Consider the following 20,954-nt stretch of genomic DNA (forward strand, 5'->3'; position numbering starts at 1 on the left):
ACCCACCCTGTTGAACGGAACTGTTCGCGAAGCCCTGCCTCGTCCGCTTCAAGACGGGTGAAGATCTCCGCGGGTGCGCGGCCGGCCGTATCGTTCGACGAGGGCGTTGCCGATCGAGGCCAGGTGGTCTCGCACGCCCGGAGGGCCGGTCACCTCGACCCATTCGACCAGCCCGGAGAGCTCGCCGGCGAGGATGCACTCGTTGGGGCCGCGAATCACGACCTCGATGCGGCCATCGGCCGTGGAACCTCCCACGTCGAGCCGGTCGCCGAGCGCCATCCGGAGTATGCCTATCCCGTCGGGTGTGCATACCGCCTGGACCTCCAGCGGCGTTCGTTTGCGATCGACCTCTTCGGCGATCTCATTCCAGCTCTCGGCAAGGTCGAAGTCCCCGGGTCGGTGCACAGGGTCGCCGGTCGGGTCAGCGGACGACACGCGGTCGATCCGGAAGACCCGTCGGCCGGTCCCGGTGTTGGAGACGAGGTACCACACAGGACCTTTGGCGACGATGCCCAGCGGGTGGACGGTTCTCCGGGTTTCGACGCCTTTGCTGTCGACGTAGCCGAGCGACACCTGGACGCCGCTGATCACCGCGTCCTGGAGTTCGTCGAGGAAGCGCGGCGGCCGGTGCTCGATCCGGCTCGCCCCCCATCGCTGCGGGTCCACGACCAGCGACGCCGCCGCTGCCTCGGCCTGCACCTGGAAGGGCTTCGGCAGGGCATGGACGAGCTTGCGCAGGGCTGCCTTCATCGCCGGCGTCGCATCCGAGGCCGGACCGACGGCCAGGAACAGGGCGCGGGCCTCACTGGCGGTCAACCCGGACAGGTCGGTACGAGCGCCGCCCACGAGGCGCCAGCCGCCACCTCGGCCCTGTACGGAGTACACGGGCACCCCGGCCATGGCCAGGGCGTCGAGGTCGCGGCGGGCGGTGCGCTCGGAGACGTCCAGCTCTCGGGAGACCTCTGCGGCTGTCACCTGCTCGCGCCGTTGGAGCAGGAGGAGTACGGCCACCAGCCGATCGGATCGCATGCTGACAAAAGTCTCATGGAAACCGGTCATGGGGTGACCGGTTTGGGGAGCACGATGGCGACATGGCCTCATCGAGGAGGTCGACCGCCGGCGAACGCCCCAGAGAGGAAATGCAGTGTTCAATCCAGCAGAATTTCCCGAGCCCACCCTCGTCCAGGTCAACGGTGTGGAGCTCGAAGTCTTCGAGGCAGGCCGAGAGAACAAGGGCAAGCCCATCGTGCTCTGCCACGGCTGGCCGGAGCACGCCTTCTCCTGGCGTCACCTGATGCCCGTCCTCGCAGCGACCGGCTACCACGTCATCGCACCGAACCAGCGGGGCTATGGCAACTCATCCCGCCCGACCGAGGTGACGGACTACGACATCGAACACCTGACGGGTGACCTCGTCGCGCTCCTGGACCACTACGGCTACGAGGACGCCACCTTCATCGGCCATGACTGGGGTGCGTTCGTCGTCTGGGGGCTGACCCTGTTGCACCCCGACCGGGTGAACAAGCTGATCAACCTGAGCCTGCCTTACCAGGAGCGCGGAGAAACGCCGTGGATCGAGGTCATGGAGACCTTCCTCGGCGGCGACTTCTATTTCGTCCACTTCAACCGGCAGCCGGGCGTCGCGGACGCCGCATTCGATGCCAACACCTCCCGGTTCCTCCGCAACCTCTACCGGAAGAACGTGCCCCCCGCATCCCCAGAACCGGGCATGGCGTTCATCAACCTCGCCAAGGCGGAAACAGCACTCGGTGAGCCCGCCATGAGCGACAGCGACCTGGCCGTCTACGTCGCCGCGTTCGAGACGTCGGGATTCACCGGCGGCATCAACTGGTACAGGAACCTCGACCGCAACTGGCACCAGCTGGCGGACGCGGACCCGGTCATCAAGCAGCCCGCCCTCATGATCTACGGCGACCAGGACTTCTCGATCCCGAGGTTCGAAAGACTGGCAGAGTTCGTGCCCAACGTGGAAGTGGTCGGCCTGGACTGCGGTCACTGGATCCAGGAGGAAATGCCGGAAGAAACCAACCAGGTGATTTCGGAATGGCTGGAGCGGCAGGGCTGGAGCCTGTCCGACAAATGATCACCGAGCGGGTGCATTGCTCGGTCCAAATTGCCTTGCCGTCCTGACGTCGGCCAGTAGGCGTCACCCGTAGGCGTCACGGCCCCGCGTGCGGGCGGCACCGTCAGGGCCGTCCCCGCTCCGCGATGGACCGGGTGACGGCGGCCAGGTGGTGGGAGGTCTCCCAGGCGCGCCGCTGGCTGGGGCCGCCGGGACCGGCCGCGAGGCCGTCGGCCCGGAGGCGGATCTCACCGTCCCCCCAGGACAGTTCGTCGTTCGTCCGACCGCCGAACCAGACCTCGGCCCGGGTGAGTTCGCGGCACAGCCGGAGCGTGTCGATCCCCGCCATGCCGACGGCCCGCACGACGTGCCAGTGCCGCCCGCTGGTGTAGCGCAGGTTGACGGGTGCGGCTCGCACGCGGGCGGGAGCGGGCGGCTCGGGGTGGGTGACGCCGTGGTCGCCGAAGTCGGGCGGTCGGCCTCCGGCCCGTCGGGCGACGCGCTCCCAGAGGTCGAGGTCGTGGCGGCGCAGCGCGGTGAGGACGTGGGGCGTGACGCGGCGCAGGGACGGCGGGAACGCGCCGCCGGCGAGCGCGATGCGCCGCCAGGGCAGTGCGCGGGCCCAGGCCAGGACCTCGGTTGCCCGTGGCACGAGGCCGGTGACCGTGTCGGCGTCGGGGAGGTAGCCGGCGTCGAGCAGCAGGTCGGTGTCCGGCGGCTTGAGCACGACGGCGTCGAGGGTGCGGCGGACGTCCTCGGTCAGTTCCCGGGGGCCGTGGGGCAGGTGGTTGAGGTCGACGCGCAGGCACCCTCCGGCGCCGTGGGCGAGCTGGGCCTGGCGGGTCTCGTCGAGGGAGCCGTCCGGGTCGGTGGTGCGGAAGGCGGGGACGAGCGTGTGGAGCCACTCGCGGAAGGCGTCGCTGAGCCAGCGCATCGCGTGGCCGCGGAAGCCGGTCCCCACGGCGCCGTACTGCCAGAGCTGCCCGCAGTCGACGGTCACGGTGAGGTTGCCGGGCAGGTGGTCCCCGGCGTGGTCGGCGAAGGTCTGCACGACGTCGGCCAGGCGCTGGTCGGGGTGGACTTCGAGGAGCGGGCGGATGCGCGCCTGGACGTCGGCGCTGATGTTGCGAAGGGCGATGAACTCGCCCGCCTTGCCACGCAGGATCGGTACGTACTCCATCGGCATCCCCCTGCTGACGGTGGCGCGTGCGTTACCCGGGGTTACTGTCGCCCCGCCAGTGTGCGACGCCCGCCGCCGTCGCACCAGGGCGCGCACCCGGCGCAGCGGGCGGGCGTTCACCACCGGCGTCCACCGGAGCGCCGGGTCGAGTCCGTGCCGCATGACGAAAGCCGGACGGCCTGCTGGTCGTCGTGTCCGGGCCCCGCCGCCCGGAGCCCGGGTCACCCCTCCTCGGCCTCCCGGAGGGGGCGCAGCAGCTGGTCGAGGCCGAACTCGAAGCGCTCGTCGAACGCGGTGTCCTCCATGTGCCGGGCCACCCGGTCGAGCGCGGGGTAGCCGCCGTCGGCGAGTGCGGGGCCGAGGCTGTGCTCCTCGTCGGAGGCGCGGAGGGCCTGTTCCTCCTGCGTCAGGCCGAGCGTCAGGTACTGGATGCTCCAGAACGTCCAGGCGGCCCGGCGTTCGTCGAGTCCGGTGCTGAGCAGGGCCGCCACGACGTGGTCGGCGAAGCCGAGGGTCGCGGGCTCGGCGGCGTAGGTGCCCGCGACGACGGCCGCGCCGTCGCGGTGGGCGAGCAGGCTGCGGCGGTAGCGGCGGGCCAGTTCGCGCACGCGCTCGGCCGGGGCCTCGGGCAGGTCGGAGAACCGGACCTCGGCGACGATCGCCTCGGCCATCAGCTCCAGCAGCCGGGCCTTGGTCTTGGCGTGCCAGAGCACGGTGTTCATCCGTACGCCGAGGCGTTCGGCCGTGCCGCGCAGGGACACGGCGTCGGCGCCCTTCTCGTCGAGCAGTTCGAGCGCGGCGTTCACCACGGCGGTCGGGTCGAGCCGGGGCCGCGCGGTGGCCCGGGGTTGATTCTTGGTCACCGACCAAGTGTACTGGAGGAGCCATCATTGGTCAGTGACCAAGAAAGGGGGCTTCGCCATGTCCGAAGCCACGCACACCAGCACGCACGCCCCCGCCCCCGCACCGGACACCACGCACCAGGTCGTCATCGCCGGCGGCGGACCGGTCGGCCTCTGGCTCGCCTGCGAACTGCGGCTCCACGGCGTGGACGTGACCGTGCTGGAGACCCGGGCCGAGCCCGACCCGCACTCCCGCGCCCTCACCGTCCACCCGCGCAGCCTCGAACTGTTCGCCGCCCGGGGGCTGGTGGCGCCGTTCCTCGCCGAAGGCCTGCGGGTGCCCAGCGGACACTTCGCCTCGCTCACCAACCGGATGGACTTCTCCCGGCTGGACACGCCCTACCCGTTCACCCTCGCCCTGCCGCAGGCCCGCACCGAGGAACTCATCGCCGCCCACGCCGAGGCCGTCGGCGTCCGCCTGCTGCGCGAGCACCGGGTGACCGGTCTGACCCGGCACGAGGACGCGGTGACCGTCGACGTCGACACCCCGGCCGGGCCCCGGCGGCTGCGCGCGGCCTACCTGGTCGGCTGCGACGGCAGCCGCAGCACCGTGCGCAGCGCCGCCGGCATCGGCTTCCCCGGCACCGCCGCCACCCGCTGGGCCTGGATGGCCGACGTCGTCCTCGACGCGCCGCCGGCCGCGCACTCCGTCTCCAACGAGCACGGCACCGTCATGGTCTTCCCGCTGCCCGACGGCCTCCACCGGGTGGTCGGCAACGACGCGCGGAGCGTCCGGGAACGGCCCGAGACCCCCACCGTCGAGGAGCTCCGCACCCGGGTCCGACGGATCACCGGCGGCGACTTCGGGATGCGCGACCCGCGCTGGATCTCGACCTTCGGCAACGCCACCCGCCAGGCCGAGCGCTACCGCCACGGCCGGGTCCTGCTCGCCGGCGACGCCGCCCACACCCACTTCCCCGCCGGCGGCCCCGGCCTCAACGTCGGCCTCCAGGACGCCGGCAACCTCGGCTGGAAGCTCGCCCAGACCCTCGCCGGCACCGCCCCCGACGGCCTGCTCGACAGCTACCACGCCGAACGCCACCCGGTCGGCGCCGACCTGCTGCGCAGCACCCGCGCGCAGACCGGCCTGATGACCACCTACACCCCGGAGAACCTCGCCATGCGCGACCTGCTGGGCGAACTCATCGCCCGCGTACCGGAGTTCTCCGACACCCTGGCCCTGCGCTCCGCCGGGCTCGCCGTCACCTACCCGCCCGCCGACCCGTCCGGCGCCCACCCGCTCACCGGCACCCGCGCCCCCGACCTCGCCGTCCACGGCGGCGGCACGCTGCTGCCCCTGCTGCGCCGCGGCCGCTACGTCCTGCTCGACCTCGCCACCGCCCCCGACGCCCCGTCACCGCTCGCGCCGCTGGCCCACGACGTGACGCCCGGCCTCGACGTCCACACCGCCCCGCCGGCCGGCGACCGCCCAGCGGGCCACCGCCCGGCCTGGTCCGGCGTCACCGCCGCCCTCGTCCGGCCCGACGGCCACCTCGCCTGGCTCTCCACCGAGGCCGACCCGCGCGACGCCGCCCGCGACGCGGTCACGGCGACGCTCGCCCGCCGGTAGCCGCCGACCGCGGCCGTACGGGCGCGAACGCGCGGGGCGGTGGTCTTCGCGGAGTTCCCCACCGTGAAGACCACCGCCCCGCGCATCGCGCCACGCGGGTCGATCAACGACCCGCCGGCTCAGACGCCCGCCGCGATCCGGCCGTAGTCGGTCCAACCGCCGTGGCCGTCACCGCCGTTGTTGAGGAAGGCGGTGGTGGGGCCGGTGGTGACGAGGTAGTCGGCATGGGCGTCACCGTTGATGTCGGCCAGCGCCACCGTGGCCTGGTCGGTGGTGAGCCCGGTCGCCGTCCGGCCGTAGTCGGTCCAGCCGCCGTGGCCGTCGCCGCCCTTGTTCAGGAAGGTGGTGATGGAGCCGTCCTGGTTGATGACGTTGTAGTCGGCACGCCCGTCACCGTCGAGATCGGCGAAGCGGACCCGGCCGCGGTCGGTGGTGAGACCGCCGGCGACCTTTCCGTCGTCGATCCAGCCGCCGTGGCCGTCGCCGCCCCGGTTGAGGAAGGCGCCCACGGCGCCGTCCGGCTGGGTGATGAGGTAGTCGGCGCGGCCGTCGCCGTCGAAGTCGGCGAAGGTGACCTGGGAGGGGTCGGCGGTGAGCCCGCTCGCGACCTGGCCGAGGTCGTTCCAGCCGCCGTGGCCGTCACCGCCCTTGTTCAGGAAGACCCGGACGGACCCGTCACCGTTGATCAGGATGTAGTCCGCGCGGCCGTCGCCGTCGAAGTCGGCGAAGCGGACCCGGCTGCGGTCGCTGGTCATCCCGGTCGTGACCTGCCCCAGGTCGCTCCAGCCGCCGTGGCCGTCACCGCCCTTGTTGAGGAGGACCCGGGCCGAGCCGTCGTCGTTGAGGACGATGTAGTCGGCGCGGCCGTCGCCGTCGAAGTCGGCCCAGCGCACCCGGCCCGCCCCGCCCGACTCCGTACCGGCGTGGTGCACCGGGGCCGGGGCGGCCAGGCCGTCCGTGAAAGCGCGGTCCAGCGCCTGATCGAAGGTCTGCGCCAGCCGCTGGTAGCCCAGGTCATCGGGGTGCAGCCCGTCGGCCATCTCGGCCGGGGTCAGCGCGGGTGCGGCGGTGTAGCGGACCTTGCGGCCCTGGGCCTGCTTCGCGAGGACGGCCTGGCTCAGGGCGCTGTTGTAGTCGGCCACCTGGGCGGTCAGGTTCGGCGTGGTCGGGATCAGGCCCATCACGAGGACGGTCACCCCCGGCCGGTCGGCCAGGATCCGGTCGATCAGCGCCGACGTCCGGTCCGCGGTGTGCGCCTTGTCGGTGCCCCGATCCAGGTCGTTGATGCCGATGTGGAGCAGGACGACGTCCGGCTGGGCGGCGGCCAGCCATCCGTCGACTCCGGCGAGGAGGTCGTTGACCATGGACCCGCTGTGGCCCTCGTTGTCCGGGTCGAGCACCGCGCCGTTGCCGCGCGAGCCCACCAGGTCGACGGTGTAGCGGTTCTGCTGGGCCACCAGGTCGGCGAGCGGTCCGCGGTACCCGGCGTCGGTGGTGCTCCGGTACCCGGCGGTGATCGAGTCGCCGAGCGGCATCACCCGCAGGACCGGGGCGGGCGTCGGTGCGGCGGCGGACGCCGTGGGGGCCACGGCGGCGAGTGCGGCCACTGCGGTCACCGCGGCCATGGCGAGTGTGGTGGTGCGCTTCACGGGGTTCCTTCCCTGTTTCCGGTCGCGGTTCAGGCGCCGGCGGCGATCTGGCCGTAGTCGATCCAGCCGGGGTTGTTCCGGTCGTCTCCGCCATTGTTGACGAAGGCGGTGGTCGGACCGGTGGTCACGAGGTAGTCGGCCCGGCCGTCACCGTTGATGTCGGCGAGGTCGACGGTGTTCTGGTTGCTGGTCAGACCGGTGGTGATCTTGGGACGCAGGGTCCAGCCGCCACCGGTGTCACCACCGTGGTTCACGTAGCTGGTGATGGAGCCGTCCGGGTTCACGATGTTGTAGTCGGCACGCCCGTCACCGTCGATGTCCGCCCACTTGATCCGCGAGGTGTCTGCCGTGACACCGCCGGCGACCTTGCCCAGGTCGCTCCAGCTCCCGATACCGGTGTTGCGGAAGACACCCACCGCACCGTCCGGCTGGGTGATGACGTAGTCGGTGCGGCCGTCACCGTCGAAGTCGGCGAAGGTCACCTGGGCGGGGTTGGCGGTGAGCCCCGTCGCGACCTGCCCCAGGTCGCTCCAACCACCGTGGCCGTCACCGCCCTTGTTCAGGAAGACCCGGACGGACCCGTCACCGTTGATCAGGATGTAGTCCGCACGGCCGTCGCCGTCGTAGTCCGCGAACCGCACCCGGCTACGGTCGCTCGTCATCCCCGTCGTGACCTGCCCCAGGTCGCTCCAACCACCGTGGCCGTCACCACCCTTGTTCAGGAACACCCGCGCCGAACCGTTGTCATTGAGGATGACGTAGTCGGCGCGGCCGTCACCGTCGAAGTCCGCCCAGCGCACCCGACCCGCCCAACCCGACTCCGTACCGGCCCCGCTGGGGTACGGGTTGGCGTGGTCGGTGGCGAGACCCGTGCCCGGCGCGCAGGTCCACGCACCGGCGCCCTGGTCGGCGAGGATCTTCTCGGCTATCAGGATCTGCTGCCGCTTGGTGGCGAGGTCGGGGCGGGCCGCGTACGCGGTGCCCCCGTAGTGCTGCCAGTTCGCCAGGCTGATCTGCAGCCCGCCGTAGTAGGTGTTGCCGGTGTTGATGCTCCAGTTCCCGGTGCTCTCGCACTGGGCGACCTTGTCCCAGGTGCTGACCGAGGCGGCGTTGGCGGTGCCCGCGCCGAGTCCGCAGGCTGCGGCGAGGACGGCGAGGGAGACCGGGATGCTACGGCGCGGGTTCAAGGATTCACTCTCTTCACTAAGGGCGATCGATCAGGTGGGTGGCGGGGCGCCGCGGGCACCCGGCGCGCGGCGCCCCGCCTCGGGTGGGACCGGTTCAGGCGCCGGCGGCGATCTGGCCGTAGTCGATCCAGCCGGGGTTGTTCCGGTCGTCTCCGCCGTTGTTGAGGAACGCGGTGGTCGGACCGGTGGTCACGAGGTAGTCCGCACGGCCGTCACCGTTGATGTCCGCGAGGTCGACGGTGTTCTGGTTGCTGGTCAGACCGGTGGTGATCTTGGAACGCAGGGTCCAGCCGCCACCGGTGTCACCACCGTGGTTCACGTAGCTGGTGATGCTGCCGTCCGGGTTCACGATGTTGTAGTCCGCGCGCCCGTCACCGTCGATGTCCGCCCACTTGATCCGCGACGTGTCGCTGGTGACACCGCCGGCCACCTTGCCCAGGTCGCTCCAGCTCCCGATACCGGTGTTGCGGAAGACACCCACCGCACCGTCCGGCTGGGTGATGACGTAATCCGTACGACCGTCACCGTCGAAGTCGGCGAAGGTCACCTGGGCCGGGTTGGCGGTGAGCCCCGTCGCGACCTGCCCCAGGTCACTCCAACCACCGTGCCCGTCACCACCCTTGTTCAGGAACACCCGCACCGAACCGTCACCGTTGATCAGGATGTAGTCCGCACGACCGTCACCGTCGTAGTCCGCGAACCGCACCCGACTGCGGTCGCTGGTCATCCCCGTCGTGACCTGCCCCAGGTCACTCCAACCACCGTGCCCGTCACCGCCCTTGTTCAGGAACACCCGCGCCGAACCGTTGTCGTTCAGGATGACGTAGTCCGCGCGGCCGTCACCGTCAAAGTCCGCCCAGCGCACCCGACCCGCCCCACCCGACTCCGTACCGGCCGAGGACCCCCGGCCGCCGATCGGCGACACGTAGCCGCTGACGTGCTTCGACCCGTACATCCCGCCGGCGGTGATGGTGCCGCGGGTGACCTGGCTGTTGCCCTGGTTGCCGCCGATGGTGCCGACGGACCCGTCGGAGTTGACCGAGACGACCAGCGAGACGTGCTCCGCGTAGTCGGAGCCGTTGTAGTTGAAGACGGCGGCGTCACCGACGCGGGGAGTCGAGTGCAGACCGGAGCCGTACTGTCCGAAGCTGCCGGCCCCGGAGGTCAGCCCCGAGACGTTGACGCCGTTCTGCGCCCAGACCCAGCGGGCGAAGTCGGCGCACCAGGACTCGCCGCAGCTGGTGTAGTAGCCGCTGCCGCCGGCGCTGTTGGTGTCGCAGGCGCCGTGGCCCAGGTTGGCCTCGGCGGTGCCGACGATGTTCGACCCGACGCTGGCGACGGCGATCTGGGCTCCCGTCAGCATGAGGACGGGTGTGACCGCGGCGGTGGCGAAGGCCGCGGTGACCAGCGTGCGGAGGGAACGCTTGCGCATGGTGGGTTTCTCCTGTTTCGGGCATGGCGGGGACAGGCGTGGTGCGACGGTGAGGGGCGGTCCGCGGGTCGGGCGGTGGCGACGGGCACGGAGACCGTGCCGGCCCGCCGGAGACCGGGACCGGTGTTCAGTGGGCGCGGGGCGGGACGGCTGCCCTGCAGGAGCAGCGGTCGGGGGCGCCCGCGGCGGTGCCGGCTACTGCCAGATCATGTTCTCGTCGTGCACGTCGGCGGCCTCGACGCGGGAGACGGAGGCGGTGGTGTGCCCGGCGACGGACAGGGCGACGGCGGGCAGGGCGGCGGCGACGGCGAGGGTGACGACCGCGGCGGCCTTGGCGAGACAGGTGCGCAGCATGGTGGGGTCCTTCCACGGAGGTGGGGCGAGTGGGGGGCGGCCGGACCGTGCGTCCCGCGGTGACGCTTCGTCCTGGTGGCCTTGCCGGTCGGTGCTCCCGGCCGGCGATCACTACCTTGGCCGTGGGCCCGGGGCTGGCGGAAGGGATGTCAGGTGGACGGAAACGTCCCCTGCCGGTTCCGTCCAGCGGGGCCGGATCGGGACAGTTCCAGTTCGTAGAACGGGGAGACGAGCGGGGCGCCGGCCCGGGCCACGGACCAGCCGTGCAGCGGTGCGGCGGACGCCACGGCCCGCTCGCAGAGCCCGGCGGCCCGGGACTCGGCGTCGGCGAGGCCGTCGGCGAGGAGGTAGAGGCCGAGCACCGGGTCGGGGACGGCGTGCGGATGGACGGCGACGTGCTCCAGCCGGTCCGCGGGGGTCGCCACGGACCGGACGAGGTCGGCGACGCCGTCGGGCAGGGGTGCCCCGTCCGGGGCGAGCAGCTGAACGTGGATCAGGTACATGCCTCCGACGTTCCCAGGCCGCGCGGACGGAGCACAGGGGGTCGCCCGGGACGCTTCGGGCCGTGGCCGGAACGGTCCACGGGATAACCCTGGTCCAGCTGCGGATCTTCGTGCGATGATCATGCGCGCATCGTTCACAGGACCGCTACCGGGGGGTAGGAAATGCTGGCTGTTCTGGGCTTGGACACCGCTTCGGAAGCCGTGTACAGGGCCATGCTGGCCCGTCCCCAGGACGGTGTGCTGGGGCTCTGCGCAGCGGTCGGACTGACCGAGGCGCAGGTGCGCTCGGCGCTGGACACCCTCAGCGAGCTCGCCCTGGTCCGGCCCTCGCACGAGCGGGACGGAGCGCTGCGCGCGGTCTCGCCGGACGTCGGCATGGAGATCCTGATGGCCCGCCAACAGGCCGAACTGGCGGTCCAGCAGCAGCGGATCGAGGCCTCCCGGGTCGCGGCGGCGCAGCTCATCGCCGACTTCTCGGACCTCCGTCCGGCCACCGCGCACGCCGGGGTCGAGCACCTGGTCGGCCTGGACTCGATCCGTGACCGGCTGGCGTCCCTCACCCGCGAGGTGAGGGACGAGGTGATGACCTTCGCCCCCGACGGCGCCCACACGCCGGAGAGCATCGAGGCGGCCCGTCCGCTCGACGAGGAGCTGCTCGGGCGCGGCGTGAAGATCCGTACCGTCTACCTGGAGAGCGCGGGCAACAGCGCTCCGACCGTCGCCTACACCGCGTGGCTCGCCGCGCGGGGCGGACAGGTGCGGGTCGTGCCGTCGCTGCCGACGCGGATGATCGTGGTCGACCGCGCCACCGCCGTCATCCCGGTGAACAGCGACGACACGGCGGCGGCGGCCGTGGTGCTGACCGGCCACGGCACGCTGACGGCCCTGTGTGCCCTGTTCGAGAACGTCTGGGACGCCGCGCGGCCCCTGGTGGGCCCCGCCGTCCGCGACTCCCGGGGCCTCAGCGGCCAGGAGTCGGCCGCCCTGCGGCTGCTCTCCGAGGGGCACACCGACGAGGCGATCGCCAAGCGGCTGGGCGTCTCGCCCCGGACGGCGCGGCGGATCGCCACCGAACTGATGGAACGGCTCGGCGCCCGCAGCCGGTTCGAGGCCGGTGTGCGCGCAGTCCAGCACGGCTGGCTCCCGGCCCGCGTCTGAGCGGCGTTCCCTCGGACGCGGGCCCGCACCCGCCCGGTCAGCGCGGTCAGTCCGGTCAGTCCGGTCAGTCCGGTCAGTCCGGCACCACGTTCGACAGCGGCAGGCCCGCGAAGAAGGCCACCGCCTCCTCCCGCCAGTGCGGGCGCCAGCCCTCGGCCTCGGCGCGGGCCGCCTCGGCGCAGCGGCGCATGTCGGAGCGGAGCCTGCCGTCCACGCCCAGCCGCCGGGCCAGCTCGCGAACCCGCTCGACCGTGTCGTCCGGGCACTGCGGGTCGCCGAGCGCGGACTCCACCACGGCCCGCTGGGCCTTGTCCGCGGCGGCGAGCAGGGCGCTCACGGCGTAGCTGCGGCGTCCCGCGCGGAGGTCGGCGCCGGTGGACTTGCCGGTGGTGTCCTCGTCGCCGAACAGGTCGAGGTAGTCGTCGCGCAGCTGGCCGCCGATGCCGACCAGGGTCGCGTAGCGGCGCAGCCGTGCGTCGTGGGCGGCCACGTCCTCGCCGGCGGCCAGCAGCCCCAGCCGCAGCGGGGCGAGCACCGAGTACCGGGTGGACTTGTACTCGCAGACGGTGTGCAGGAACTCCTCGTCCGGGAGCGACCGGAAATCGCGTTCGAGGTCGACGATCTGGCCGGTGACGGTCTCGGCGCCCGCGTTCAGCTGCACCTCCAGCATCGCCTGGCGCAGCTCGGCGGGGACGTCCGCCTCCAGCAGGACCCGCATCGACAGGAAGGCGGCGAGGTCACCGGCCAGGACGGCCAGGCCGAGGGCGGTGCGGTCCGCCTCCGGGAACTCCCGGCGGTAGGCGTAGTAGGTGGAGGGGCCGCCGCGGCGTACGGGCGCGTCGTCGATGATGTCGTCGTGGACGAGCCCGTGCGTCTGGAGCAGTTCGATGCTCAGCGCGGCCTCCGCCAGGCCGGGCACCGGGTCGGTGGTCACCAGTCGGGCGGCCTCGTACAGCAGGGCGACCCGCAGGCGCTTGCCGCCGCGCAGTGAGAGGTCCCGCAGCAGCTCCAGGCAGCGCGGGGTGAAGCGGCTGAGCGGCGGCGTGTCGAGGCGCTCCGGCAGGGCGGCGAAGTAGGCCTCGAAGCGGAGGTCGAACCGGCGCCGGTGTCCGGCGGCTCGTTCGCGGGCGGCTGCCATGATCGTCTCGTTCACGGGGCCCAGCCTCGCATCCGTACGGGCGCAGCCGCGCGGCCGGGGTCGGAGTCGGGGTCGGGGCGGGCCCGTGGGCGGACGGCCGTTGCCAGTGGCCTCCGCGCCTTGCCGGCGCATCCGCATCACCGCCTTCCGGCGGTCACTTCAGCCGTCTTTCGGCCAACTGTGCGAAAGGTCTGGTCGCCGCCACGGCGTCTCCCTAGAGTGGCCGCAATCTTCCGCAAGTGACCCTTTCTTCACGCTGGTTCACCGGACCTTCACACCGGCGCACCAGCCCCGGGACGTTCAGCGCAGCCTGTTCCCACCATCGAGCCGTCGAGCCGGAAGGGCCGGGTCCATGACGCAGGCGTTCCAGTCCCCCGGCTTCGCCGCGCTCGCGGCCGACCGCGCGGTCGAGACCCGGCTCGTCGAGGAGCGCTGGCAGGCGGTCGCCTGGGATCTGGGGACGGGGCAGCGCAGGGTGGTCACCGACCGACCGGGAGGCGTCCACCTCAGCGAGATCGAACCGGACGGCGAGGCCATCTGGTGGTTCGACGCCGACAGCGCCGGTGAGGGGCGGTGGTGGCGCGAGCCGTTCGAGGGCGGAACGGACGGCACGGGCAGCGCGGGCGGAACGGACGGCACGGGCAGCGCGGGCGGCGCGGCGCTGCACGGCGTGCCGCCCGGGCGGGCCTACGGCGTCGCCTTCGACCGGACGGGCGCGCTCGCGGCGGTGGCCGTCGGCGTCGACGGCGCCTCGCACTGCTACGTCGGACCGCCCGCGGGCGAGGCCCGGCTGGTCGGTTCGGCGCCGGGCTACCTGAGCCTGGCCGACCTGTCGCCGGACGGCCGGCTGCTCGCCCTCGGCGGGCGCCCCGACGGGGACGACTCGGTGGTCCTCTGGCCGACGGACACCCGGCCAGACGCCCAGCACGACACCCCGGTGGACGGTCCGCTGCGGCTCGCCGGGAACCGCCGACTGCGGCTCTGGCCGATCGAGTTCAACCCGCTCGCGGTGCACGAACCGGAGCTGCTCCTGGTGGCCGAGGAGGACGAGCGGTACACCGTCGCGACCTGGCGGGCGAGCACGGGCCTGCGAAGACACCCGGGGCTCTCCTTCGACTCGCAGATCTCGGCCGGCTGGTACCAGGGGCCGCGCGGGGTGCTGATCCAGCACGAGCGGGCCGGGCGGAGCCGGCTCCTCCTCGCCGACCTCGACCCGCCGACGGGACAGGAGGCGACGCGCGTACAGACGCACGTACAGGCACACGCACAGTCGCGCGTACAGTCGCACGCACAGCCGCGCGTACAGGAGATCAGCACCCCCGGCGGCACCATCCACGACCTGTCCTGCGCCCCGGACGGCACCCTGCACTGCGTCTGGAGCCGGGAGTCGACCCCGCCCCGCCCGCTGGTCCTGCGCCCCGGCACGGCGACGGCCGACCACCCCGACCCGGACGGCGGCGACACCTCCCGCACCCGGCGCTGGACGCCCCGGCCGTACGGGCGGATCCACAGCTTCGTCAGCACCCCGGTCGGCCCCGGCCCGTGGCCGACCCTCTTCCTGGTCCACGGCGGCCCCGCCACCCACGACCGGGACTCCTACGACCCGCGGGTGAACGCCCTGGTCGACCGCGGCTACGCGGTGGTGCGCACCAACTACCGCGGCTCCACCGGCTACGGCGCCCGCTGGCAGCACGAGTACGGCCACCGGGTCGGGCTGGCGCAGATCGAGGACCTGGCCGCCGTCCGCGCGGAGCTGGTCGCCGACGGTACGGCGCTCGCGGACCGCACCGGCCTGTGCGGCTTCTCCTGGGGCGGCTACCTGGCCCTGCTGGCGATGGGCGCGCAGCCGGAGCTGTGGTCGCTCGGCATGGCCGCGCAGCCGATCGCGGACTACCCCGCCACGTACCGCACCACCACCCCCGCACTGCGCGAGCTCGACCGGCAGCTCTTCGGCGGCACCCCGGACGAGGTGCCCGAACGCTACCGAGCCGCCGACCCGCGGACGTACGTGCACCAGGTCCGCTCGCCCGTCCTGCTGGTCGCCTCGCGGACCGACGAGCGGTGCCCGCCCGACCAGGTCGCCGGGTACGCCGCGGACCTTCGGCGGCTGGCGGTGCCGCACGAGCTGCTCTGGGTGGACGGCGGCCACTACAGCCGCCGGACCGCCGACCACCGATCGGTGCTGGCCGCGATGGTCCGGTTCGCCGAACACGCCTGGCCGCCACCGCTCCCCCGGCCACCCCGGGGCGACCGCCCCGGGGTTCCCGCCGAGTCGATGGAAGGAGGTGAACAGCCATGAAGCGACGCAGCATCCAGAACGACCCGATCAGCACCCCGGAGCGTGACCGGGGCGCCGTGGTGGTCCAGAACTTCGCGCTCGACATCACCAAGGCCGCGCCGGTCGCGCCTGCCCTGAAGGGGCAGCCGAAGCCGAAGCCGGAAGCGAAGAAGTGACCCCCCGTCGCTCCGGGGCGCCCGCGGTGCCCCGGAGCGACACCCCGCCGACACCCCTGACCGACCGCCTGCGACCGACGGAACTGGCCACCATGCGTATCGTTCTTCTGCACATGCCCTGGGGCGCGATCGACGTGCCGTCGCTGGCGCTCGGGATCCTGCACACCACCGCCGCACGCGCCGGCCACCAGGTCGACGTCCGGTACGCCAACCTGGACTTCGTGGACTGGGCCGCCGAGACCGCGGGTTTCGGCGCGGACGACTACCAGTACTTCTCCGAGAAGTCCTACTTCCAGGGCGCGGGCGACTGGGCGTTCGCCGGCGCGCTGTACGGCGACGACGGCGGCGACGACAGCACCGGCTACTTCGAGTACCTGGCCGCCAACGGCGCGAGCGAGCAGGAGATCGCCCTGACCAGGGCCACCCGCGCGATCGCCCCCGCGTTCATCGCCCGCCTGGTCGAGGAACTCGCCGCCGACCCACCGGACCTGGTCGGCTTCACCACCACCTTCCAGCAGAACACCGCGAGCCTCGCCGCCGCGAGGCTGCTCAAGCAGCGCTGCCCGCAGGTGCGCACGGTGTTCGGCGGCGCGAACTGCGACGGCCCGCAGGGCGCCGCGCTGCACCGCAACTTCCCGTTTCTGGACTACGTGGTTCGCGGCGAGGGCGAGGCCGCCTTCCCGGCGCTCCTGGCGGGCCTCCCGGCGGGCGGCGACCTCTCCACCATCCCCGGACTGTGCTGGCGCGACGGCTCCGGGACGTCGACGGCCAACGCGATGACGAGGCGCCCGCTGCCGCCCTCCGCGATCCTGGCGCCCCGCTACGACGGCTTCTTCGAGCGGCTCGACGCCTCCGTCGCGGCCGGCTGGGTCGATCCCAAGCTGGTCGTCGAGGGCTCCCGGGGCTGCTGGTGGGGCGAGAAGCACCACTGCACCTTCTGCGGGCTCAACGGCTCCTCGATGGAGTTCCGCTCCAAGCCGCCGGCGGACTTCCTCGCCGAGGTGCTCGCGCTCGCCGAACGCCACCAGCTGCTGGACGTCTACGTGGTCGACAACATCCTGGACATGGGCTACTTCGACACCGTCCTGAAGTCGCTGGCCGAACTCCCGGTCGACCTGCGGCTGCACTTCGAGATCAAGGCCAACCTGCGCCGCCACCAGTTCCAGCTGCTCGGCGACTCGGGCGCGGCCCAGGTGCAGCCCGGCATCGAGAACCTGAGCACCCGGGTCCTGCGGATCATGGACAAGGGGGTGACGGGCTGCCAGAACGTCCGCGCGCTGCGGGACGCGCAGAGCGCCGGGGTCTCGGTGACCTGGAACTACCTCTACGGCTTCCCCGGCGAACAGCCGGAGGACTACGAGTCGGTGATCAGCCAACTGCCCGTCCTGCACCACCTGGACCCGCCGACCGGGGCGGGGCGGATCGCGATCGAGCGGTTCAGCCCGTACTTCGACCGCCCCGAACTGGGCTTCGCGATCACCCGGCCGGCCTTCCAGTACCGCGCGACGTACCTCCTGCCGGAGAGTGAACTCAACGAACTGGCCTACGTGTTCACCGCACCGCCGCGCGGGATCGGCGGCGGGCTCGCGGAACGGCTGGGCGCGGCGGTGGACACCTGGCTCGCGCGGTTCCCCGACAGCCGGCTCAGCTACCGGGACGCGGGCGGACGGGTCGTGCTCGTCAACACCCGTCCCGGGTACGACTGGCGGGTGGTCGAGCTGACCGATCCGGTGGAGCTCGCCGTCTTCCGGCTGCTGGTCCAGCCCCGCTCGGCCGCCGCGCTGGCCGCCAAGGTCCCCGGCGGGGCGGCGGCGGTCGAACCGGTGCTGGAGCGTTTCACCGCGCTGGGCCTGCTGTTCCACGACGGGGCCGGCTACCTCCAGGTCGCCGTCGAGTCCGACAACCAGGTGCTGATGCGGATGCGGCACCGGCACGGCCCCGCCACCGCCCTCCCCCGCACCGAGGAGGTGCCCGATGCCGTCGCGATCGGCTGAACGGAACGATGCCGGAAGGACGGACGCCGCAAGGACCGGTGCTGGAACAACCGACGCCGCCTGGCGCGCGGCCGGCCCGGAGGTCGAGCTCTGGCTCGACTACGACCCCGCCGCCCGGGAGCTGCCGGGCTTCGCCCTCGGCCGCCGCACCCTGTCCGGCCCGGCGCAGGAGGAGGTCACCGAACTGCACCGCGCCGGGGTCCGCTGCCTGCGGCTGACCGAGCCGGTGCGGCTCTGCGCGGACGCGCCCGCGGCCTCCGCACGGGCGCTGATGCTGCTGCGCGAGGCGACCGGGCAGGGGCTGGCCGTGCTCTGGCAGGCGGTCTGCACGGACGGCTGCGCCGCGCGGCGCCGGTTCCACCACCTGTACCCGCCGGAGCGGTTGACCGGCGGGCCGGAGGAGGTCGTCGCCGACTGGCGCGCCACGTACTACCCGAGCAAGTGCGTCTTCCGGCGCGGCCCCGGCTTCGTCGAGGTGCGCGACCGCCGGTTCGGGACGCTGGAGCTGTTCACCATCGACGAACCGGCCCACCTGGCGCAGGTGGACGCGCTGGCCGAGGGCGTCGAGGTCGGCCGGCTGCCGGAGGCCGTCCACCGGGACTTCGCCGAAGCCGGTCTGATCGCCGAACAGGCCGGCCGCGCCTGGTTCCTGCCGATGCGGGTGCGCCGCTGGCCCTTCCCGTCGCTGACGGTGTAGCCGCGCAACCGCGTAACCGCGAGAGTTCCGAGCCCGAGGAGAGATCCATGACCACCGCGGTCGACGACGCCGCCGGGCGGATGTCCGCCTTCATCCGCGACCCCTACCCCACCCTCGCCCGGATCCGCGAGGCCGGCGCGGTCTCCGTCGTGGAGTTCGGCGAGGGCCTGCCGGTCTACCTGGTGACGCGCTACCAGGACGTCCGGGCGGCGCTGATGGACCCGCGCTTCGGGCAGGACGTCCGCCGCAGCCAGGCCATCGCGAGCGGGCGGGGCTCCGGCCTGACGCTCGGCTCCGAGGTCGTCCACATGCTCAACAGCGACCCGCCGGACCACACCCGGCTGCGCCGCCTGATCCAGGGCGTCTTCACCCGCCGACGGGTCGACCTGATGCGGCCGATGGTCGAGCGCATCGCCGACGGCCTGCTGGACGGGCTGCGCGGACGGGAGACCGCCGACCTGGTGGCGGACTTCGCCTTCCCGCTGCCGATCATGGTCATCTGCGAGCTGCTGGGCTTCCCCCCGGAGGACATGCACGCCTTCCGCACCTGGTCGACGGCGATCCTCACCCAGGGCGGCGAGATGACCTTCGACCAGGCCACCGCCGAGATGAACGACTACCTCCGGGAGTTGATGACGGCCCGACGGGCCACCCCGGGCGAGGACGTCCTGACCGACCTGGTGCGGGCCCGCGACGCGGGCGAACTCACCGAGCAGGAGGTGTTCTCGATGGTCTTCCTGCTGCTGATCGGCGGTCACGAGACCACCGTCAACCTGCTCGGCACCGCCACCCTGGCCCTGCTCCACCACCCCGACCAGCTCGCCCGGCTGCGCGCCGACCCGGCGGCGATGCCCGTCGCGATCGACGAGTTCCTGCGCTACGAGTCCCCGGTGAGCATGGCCACCCTGCGGTTCACCAACGCCGACGTGATGGTCGACGACGTGGAGATCCCGGCGGACGAGCTGGTGCTGCTCTCGCTCGGCGCGGCCAACCGGGACCCGGCCCGCTTCACCGATCCCGACCGGCTGATCCTGGACCGGGGCGATCCGGGCCACCTGGCCTTCGGACAGGGCCTGCACCGGTGCCTCGGCTCCTTCCTCGGCAGGCTGGAGAGCGAGGTCGCGTTGACCGGCCTACTGGAGCGCTTCGCGCGGATCGAGCTGGCCGCCGCGGAGGAGACCCTGCCCTGGCGCAACACGATCATGCTGCGCGGCCTGGAGTCGCTGCCGGTCTCGCTCGATGGCTAGCGGCGCGAAGGCGGACGGCGCGAAGACAGCGGGCGCATCGGGCCTGCTGCGGTTCCGCCCCCGGTTCGGCGTCGCCCCGCTGCGCTCGCGCGGCTTCCGGCTGCTGGTGATCGGCCAGGCCACCTCGGAGTTCGGCAACGCGTTCCAGGTGGTCGCCCTGCCGCTGCTGGTCTACTCCCTCGGCGGCGGCGCCCGCCAGTTGAGCCTGGTGGTCGCCGCCTACGGCGCGGGACGGCTGGCCGCCACCCCGCTCGGCGGGATCCTCGCCGACCGGTTCGGCGCCCGGCGGGTGATGCTGACCGCCGACCTCGGCCGGCTGCTCGCCACCGCCGGGCTCTGCGCGGTCGCCGCCGGCGGGGCGGCCGCGTTCTGGCTGATCGGCGGACTCGCCCTGCTGGTCGGCCTCGGGGCGGGGGTCTTCCTGCCGGCCGCCTGGGCGATCACCCCGGCCCTGCTGCCCGCCGAGGACCTGCACGCGGGCAACGCCCTGAACAGCACGGTCACCTTCGGCGCCGGCCTGCTCGGCCCGGCGGTGGCCGGCCCGCTGGTCGCCTGGCTGAACCCGGCCACCGCCCTGGGCGTGGACGCGGCGACCTTCGCCGTGTCGACGGCGACGCTGCTGCTGATCGGTCGCGGCGGCCTCGTCGCACCGGCCCGCCCGATCTCCGAACGCGCCTCCGTACCAAGGAACTTCCGCACCCTGCTGCGGGAATCGCCGCTGCTGCGCGCGGTGCTGACGGTGACGGCGATCGCGAACCTGACGGTGGGCGGCGCCACCCGGGTCGCCCTGCCGGCCCTGGCCACCCACGGCTTCTCCGCCGGCGCCGCCGGGCTGGGCCTGCTGCTCGCCGCGTTCACCGGCGGCGCGCTGGTCGGCGGCCTGTTCGCGGCCGGCCTCACCGAGGTGCGCTCCCGCGGCCGCACGGCGATGCTCTCCGGCCTGGTGATGGGCGCGGCGATCGGCCTGGTGCCGTTCACCGGCCTCGTCGGCGCCGTCCTGCTGCTCTGCGTGGCGGGCGGCGCCAGCACGGTGACCAACGTCCTGGTCGTCACCGGCGTGCAGAAGAGCACCCCGCCCGCGATGCTGGCCCGGGTCATGGCGGCCGTCACCTTCTGCGCGCTGGGGGTCTTCCCGGTCTCGGTGATCGCGGCCGGCGCGGCGGTGGACGCCTTCGGCAGCCGGTGGGTGTTCGCGACCACCGGGCTGTGCCTGATCGGCGCCTTCGGATACGCGCTGACCAGGCGCGAGATGCGCGAGCTGTAGGACTCCCGACGCCGCTCCCGGACGACACGCGGTGCCCGCAGCGGCAACCATTCGTACCCGGCCGGTCCGGGGGCGTGTCTGACAATTCCCGCCGGGCGCGCGACGCCGGTGCACGCACCTCGCCGCGTTGTCGTCGGTCGCC

Annotated in this window: 18 protein-coding genes; 9 read left to right on the plus strand and 9 right to left on the minus strand. The window is 72.9% G+C overall.

The genetic code is table 11. The annotated features are described in order from the left end of the window. Positions 1-48 precede the first annotated feature (48 nt). Complete coding sequence (locus AMK13_RS16235; protein WP_074002952.1) at positions 49-1,029, minus strand: helix-turn-helix transcriptional regulator; 981 nt, start codon at positions 1,027-1,029, stop codon at positions 49-51. 115 nt (positions 1,030-1,144) lie between these two features. On the opposite strand from AMK13_RS16235, the gene AMK13_RS16240 reads away from it, so the two are divergent. Continuing rightward, positions 1,145-2,104 (plus strand): alpha/beta fold hydrolase, encoded by a 960-nt coding sequence (locus tag AMK13_RS16240; protein WP_074002809.1) that lies wholly within the window; start codon positions 1,145-1,147, stop codon positions 2,102-2,104. Between the two features lie 103 nt (positions 2,105-2,207). Here AMK13_RS16240 and AMK13_RS16245 read toward each other — a convergent pair whose 3' ends face one another. Both AMK13_RS16245 and AMK13_RS16250 read right to left on the minus strand, forming a co-directional pair. After that, entirely contained in the window at positions 2,208-3,263 is a 1,056-nt protein-coding gene (locus AMK13_RS16245; protein ID WP_049651707.1) for a beta family protein, read from the minus strand. Positions 3,264-3,484: 221 nt separating this feature from the next. Further along, on the minus strand, positions 3,485-4,126 hold the full coding sequence (locus AMK13_RS16250) for a TetR/AcrR family transcriptional regulator C-terminal domain-containing protein (protein ID WP_049651708.1): 642 nt from the start codon (positions 4,124-4,126) through the stop codon (positions 3,485-3,487). A 58-nt stretch (positions 4,127-4,184) separates the two neighbouring features. Between AMK13_RS16250 and AMK13_RS16255 the strand changes: the two genes are divergently transcribed. After that, the gene (locus AMK13_RS16255) at positions 4,185-5,735 is read left to right on the plus strand and encodes an FAD-dependent monooxygenase (protein ID WP_074002953.1); all 1,551 of its coding nucleotides are present in this window, start codon (positions 4,185-4,187) and stop codon (positions 5,733-5,735) included. Positions 5,736-5,854: 119 nt separating this feature from the next. On the opposite strand, the gene AMK13_RS16260 is transcribed toward AMK13_RS16255, so the two are convergent. From AMK13_RS16260 to AMK13_RS16275, 5 genes are all read right to left on the minus strand, one after another. Continuing rightward, positions 5,855-7,384, minus strand: a complete 1,530-nt coding sequence (locus tag AMK13_RS16260) for an FG-GAP-like repeat-containing protein (protein ID WP_198959362.1) — start codon at positions 7,382-7,384, stop codon at positions 5,855-5,857. A 29-nt stretch (positions 7,385-7,413) separates the two neighbouring features. Further along, a complete protein-coding gene (locus AMK13_RS45905; RefSeq protein ID WP_074002810.1) occupies positions 7,414-8,571 on the minus strand; it encodes an FG-GAP-like repeat-containing protein in 1,158 nt (385 codons plus the stop codon). Positions 8,572-8,665: 94 nt separating this feature from the next. Then, positions 8,666-10,003, minus strand: a complete 1,338-nt coding sequence (locus AMK13_RS16270; RefSeq protein WP_074002811.1) for an FG-GAP-like repeat-containing protein — start codon at positions 10,001-10,003, stop codon at positions 8,666-8,668. Positions 10,004-10,198: 195 nt separating this feature from the next. After that, complete coding sequence (locus AMK13_RS43500) at positions 10,199-10,357, minus strand: hypothetical protein (protein ID WP_158077707.1); 159 nt, start codon at positions 10,355-10,357, stop codon at positions 10,199-10,201. Between the two features lie 149 nt (positions 10,358-10,506). After that, positions 10,507-10,860 carry a hypothetical protein gene (locus AMK13_RS16275; RefSeq protein ID WP_074002812.1) on the minus strand — a complete coding sequence of 118 codons (354 nt, stop codon included), beginning with the start codon at positions 10,858-10,860 and terminating at the stop codon, positions 10,507-10,509. 162 nt (positions 10,861-11,022) lie between these two features. Between AMK13_RS16275 and AMK13_RS16280 the strand changes: the two genes are divergently transcribed. Further along, positions 11,023-12,018 carry a helix-turn-helix domain-containing protein gene (locus AMK13_RS16280; protein WP_074002813.1) on the plus strand — a complete coding sequence of 332 codons (996 nt, stop codon included), beginning with the start codon at positions 11,023-11,025 and terminating at the stop codon, positions 12,016-12,018. Positions 12,019-12,091: 73 nt separating this feature from the next. Here AMK13_RS16280 and AMK13_RS16285 read toward each other — a convergent pair whose 3' ends face one another. After that, on the minus strand, positions 12,092-13,156 hold the full coding sequence (locus tag AMK13_RS16285; protein WP_074002955.1) for a polyprenyl synthetase family protein: 1,065 nt from the start codon (positions 13,154-13,156) through the stop codon (positions 12,092-12,094). A 352-nt stretch (positions 13,157-13,508) separates the two neighbouring features. Between AMK13_RS16285 and AMK13_RS16290 the strand changes: the two genes are divergently transcribed. From AMK13_RS16290 to AMK13_RS16310, 6 genes are all read left to right on the plus strand, one after another. After that, a complete protein-coding gene (locus AMK13_RS16290; protein ID WP_074002814.1) occupies positions 13,509-15,455 on the plus strand; it encodes an alpha/beta hydrolase family protein in 1,947 nt (648 codons plus the stop codon). Then, positions 15,452-15,610, plus strand: a complete 159-nt coding sequence (locus AMK13_RS44075) for a hypothetical protein (RefSeq protein WP_181970410.1) — start codon at positions 15,452-15,454, stop codon at positions 15,608-15,610. Before AMK13_RS16290 ends, AMK13_RS44075 begins: the two co-directional genes overlap by 4 nt. Positions 15,611-15,702: 92 nt before the next feature. Beyond that, complete coding sequence (locus AMK13_RS16295) at positions 15,703-17,604, plus strand: RiPP maturation radical SAM C-methyltransferase (protein WP_074002956.1); 1,902 nt, start codon at positions 15,703-15,705, stop codon at positions 17,602-17,604. Beyond that, positions 17,585-18,301: a DUF5825 family protein gene (locus tag AMK13_RS16300; RefSeq protein ID WP_198959363.1), complete on the plus strand. Its 717-nt coding sequence runs from the start codon at positions 17,585-17,587 to the stop codon at positions 18,299-18,301. The genes AMK13_RS16295 and AMK13_RS16300 overlap by 20 nt, the downstream gene beginning before the upstream one ends. A gap of 47 nt (positions 18,302-18,348) precedes the next feature. Then, positions 18,349-19,548, plus strand: a complete 1,200-nt coding sequence (locus AMK13_RS16305) for a cytochrome P450 family protein (protein WP_074002815.1) — start codon at positions 18,349-18,351, stop codon at positions 19,546-19,548. Next, a complete protein-coding gene (locus AMK13_RS16310) occupies positions 19,541-20,812 on the plus strand; it encodes an MFS transporter (protein ID WP_074002816.1) in 1,272 nt (423 codons plus the stop codon). The genes AMK13_RS16305 and AMK13_RS16310 overlap by 8 nt, the downstream gene beginning before the upstream one ends. Positions 20,813-20,954: the final 142 nt, after the last annotated feature.

The sequence above is a fragment of the Streptomyces sp. CB02056 genome (assembly GCF_001905545.1).
Taxonomy (GTDB): domain Bacteria; phylum Actinomycetota; class Actinomycetes; order Streptomycetales; family Streptomycetaceae; genus Kitasatospora.

Bases quoted from the DNA above. Each gene is read 5' to 3' on its own strand.
- AMK13_RS16290 (WP_074002814.1), top strand. From the start codon at position 13,509: ATGACGCAGGCGTTCCAGTCCCCCGGCTTCGCCGCGCTCGCGGCCGAC.
- AMK13_RS16305 (WP_074002815.1), top strand. From the start codon at position 18,349: ATGACCACCGCGGTCGACGACGCCGCCGGGCGGATGTCCGCCTTCATC.
- AMK13_RS44075 (WP_181970410.1), top strand. From the start codon at position 15,452: ATGAAGCGACGCAGCATCCAGAACGACCCGATCAGCACCCCGGAGCGT.
- AMK13_RS16285 (WP_074002955.1), bottom strand. From the start codon at position 13,156: ATGGCAGCCGCCCGCGAACGAGCCGCCGGACACCGGCGCCGGTTCGAC.
- AMK13_RS16270 (WP_074002811.1), bottom strand. From the start codon at position 10,003: ATGCGCAAGCGTTCCCTCCGCACGCTGGTCACCGCGGCCTTCGCCACC.
- AMK13_RS16235 (WP_074002952.1), bottom strand. From the start codon at position 1,029: ATGCGATCCGATCGGCTGGTGGCCGTACTCCTCCTGCTCCAACGGCGC.
- AMK13_RS16280 (WP_074002813.1), top strand. From the start codon at position 11,023: ATGCTGGCTGTTCTGGGCTTGGACACCGCTTCGGAAGCCGTGTACAGG.
- AMK13_RS16245 (WP_049651707.1), bottom strand. From the start codon at position 3,263: ATGGAGTACGTACCGATCCTGCGTGGCAAGGCGGGCGAGTTCATCGCC.
- AMK13_RS16310 (WP_074002816.1), top strand. From the start codon at position 19,541: ATGGCTAGCGGCGCGAAGGCGGACGGCGCGAAGACAGCGGGCGCATCG.
- AMK13_RS43500 (WP_158077707.1), bottom strand. From the start codon at position 10,357: ATGCTGCGCACCTGTCTCGCCAAGGCCGCCGCGGTCGTCACCCTCGCC.
- AMK13_RS16275 (WP_074002812.1), bottom strand. From the start codon at position 10,860: ATGTACCTGATCCACGTTCAGCTGCTCGCCCCGGACGGGGCACCCCTG.
- AMK13_RS16300 (WP_198959363.1), top strand. From the start codon at position 17,585: ATGCCGTCGCGATCGGCTGAACGGAACGATGCCGGAAGGACGGACGCC.
- AMK13_RS16295 (WP_074002956.1), top strand. From the start codon at position 15,703: ATGCGTATCGTTCTTCTGCACATGCCCTGGGGCGCGATCGACGTGCCG.
- AMK13_RS16255 (WP_074002953.1), top strand. From the start codon at position 4,185: ATGTCCGAAGCCACGCACACCAGCACGCACGCCCCCGCCCCCGCACCG.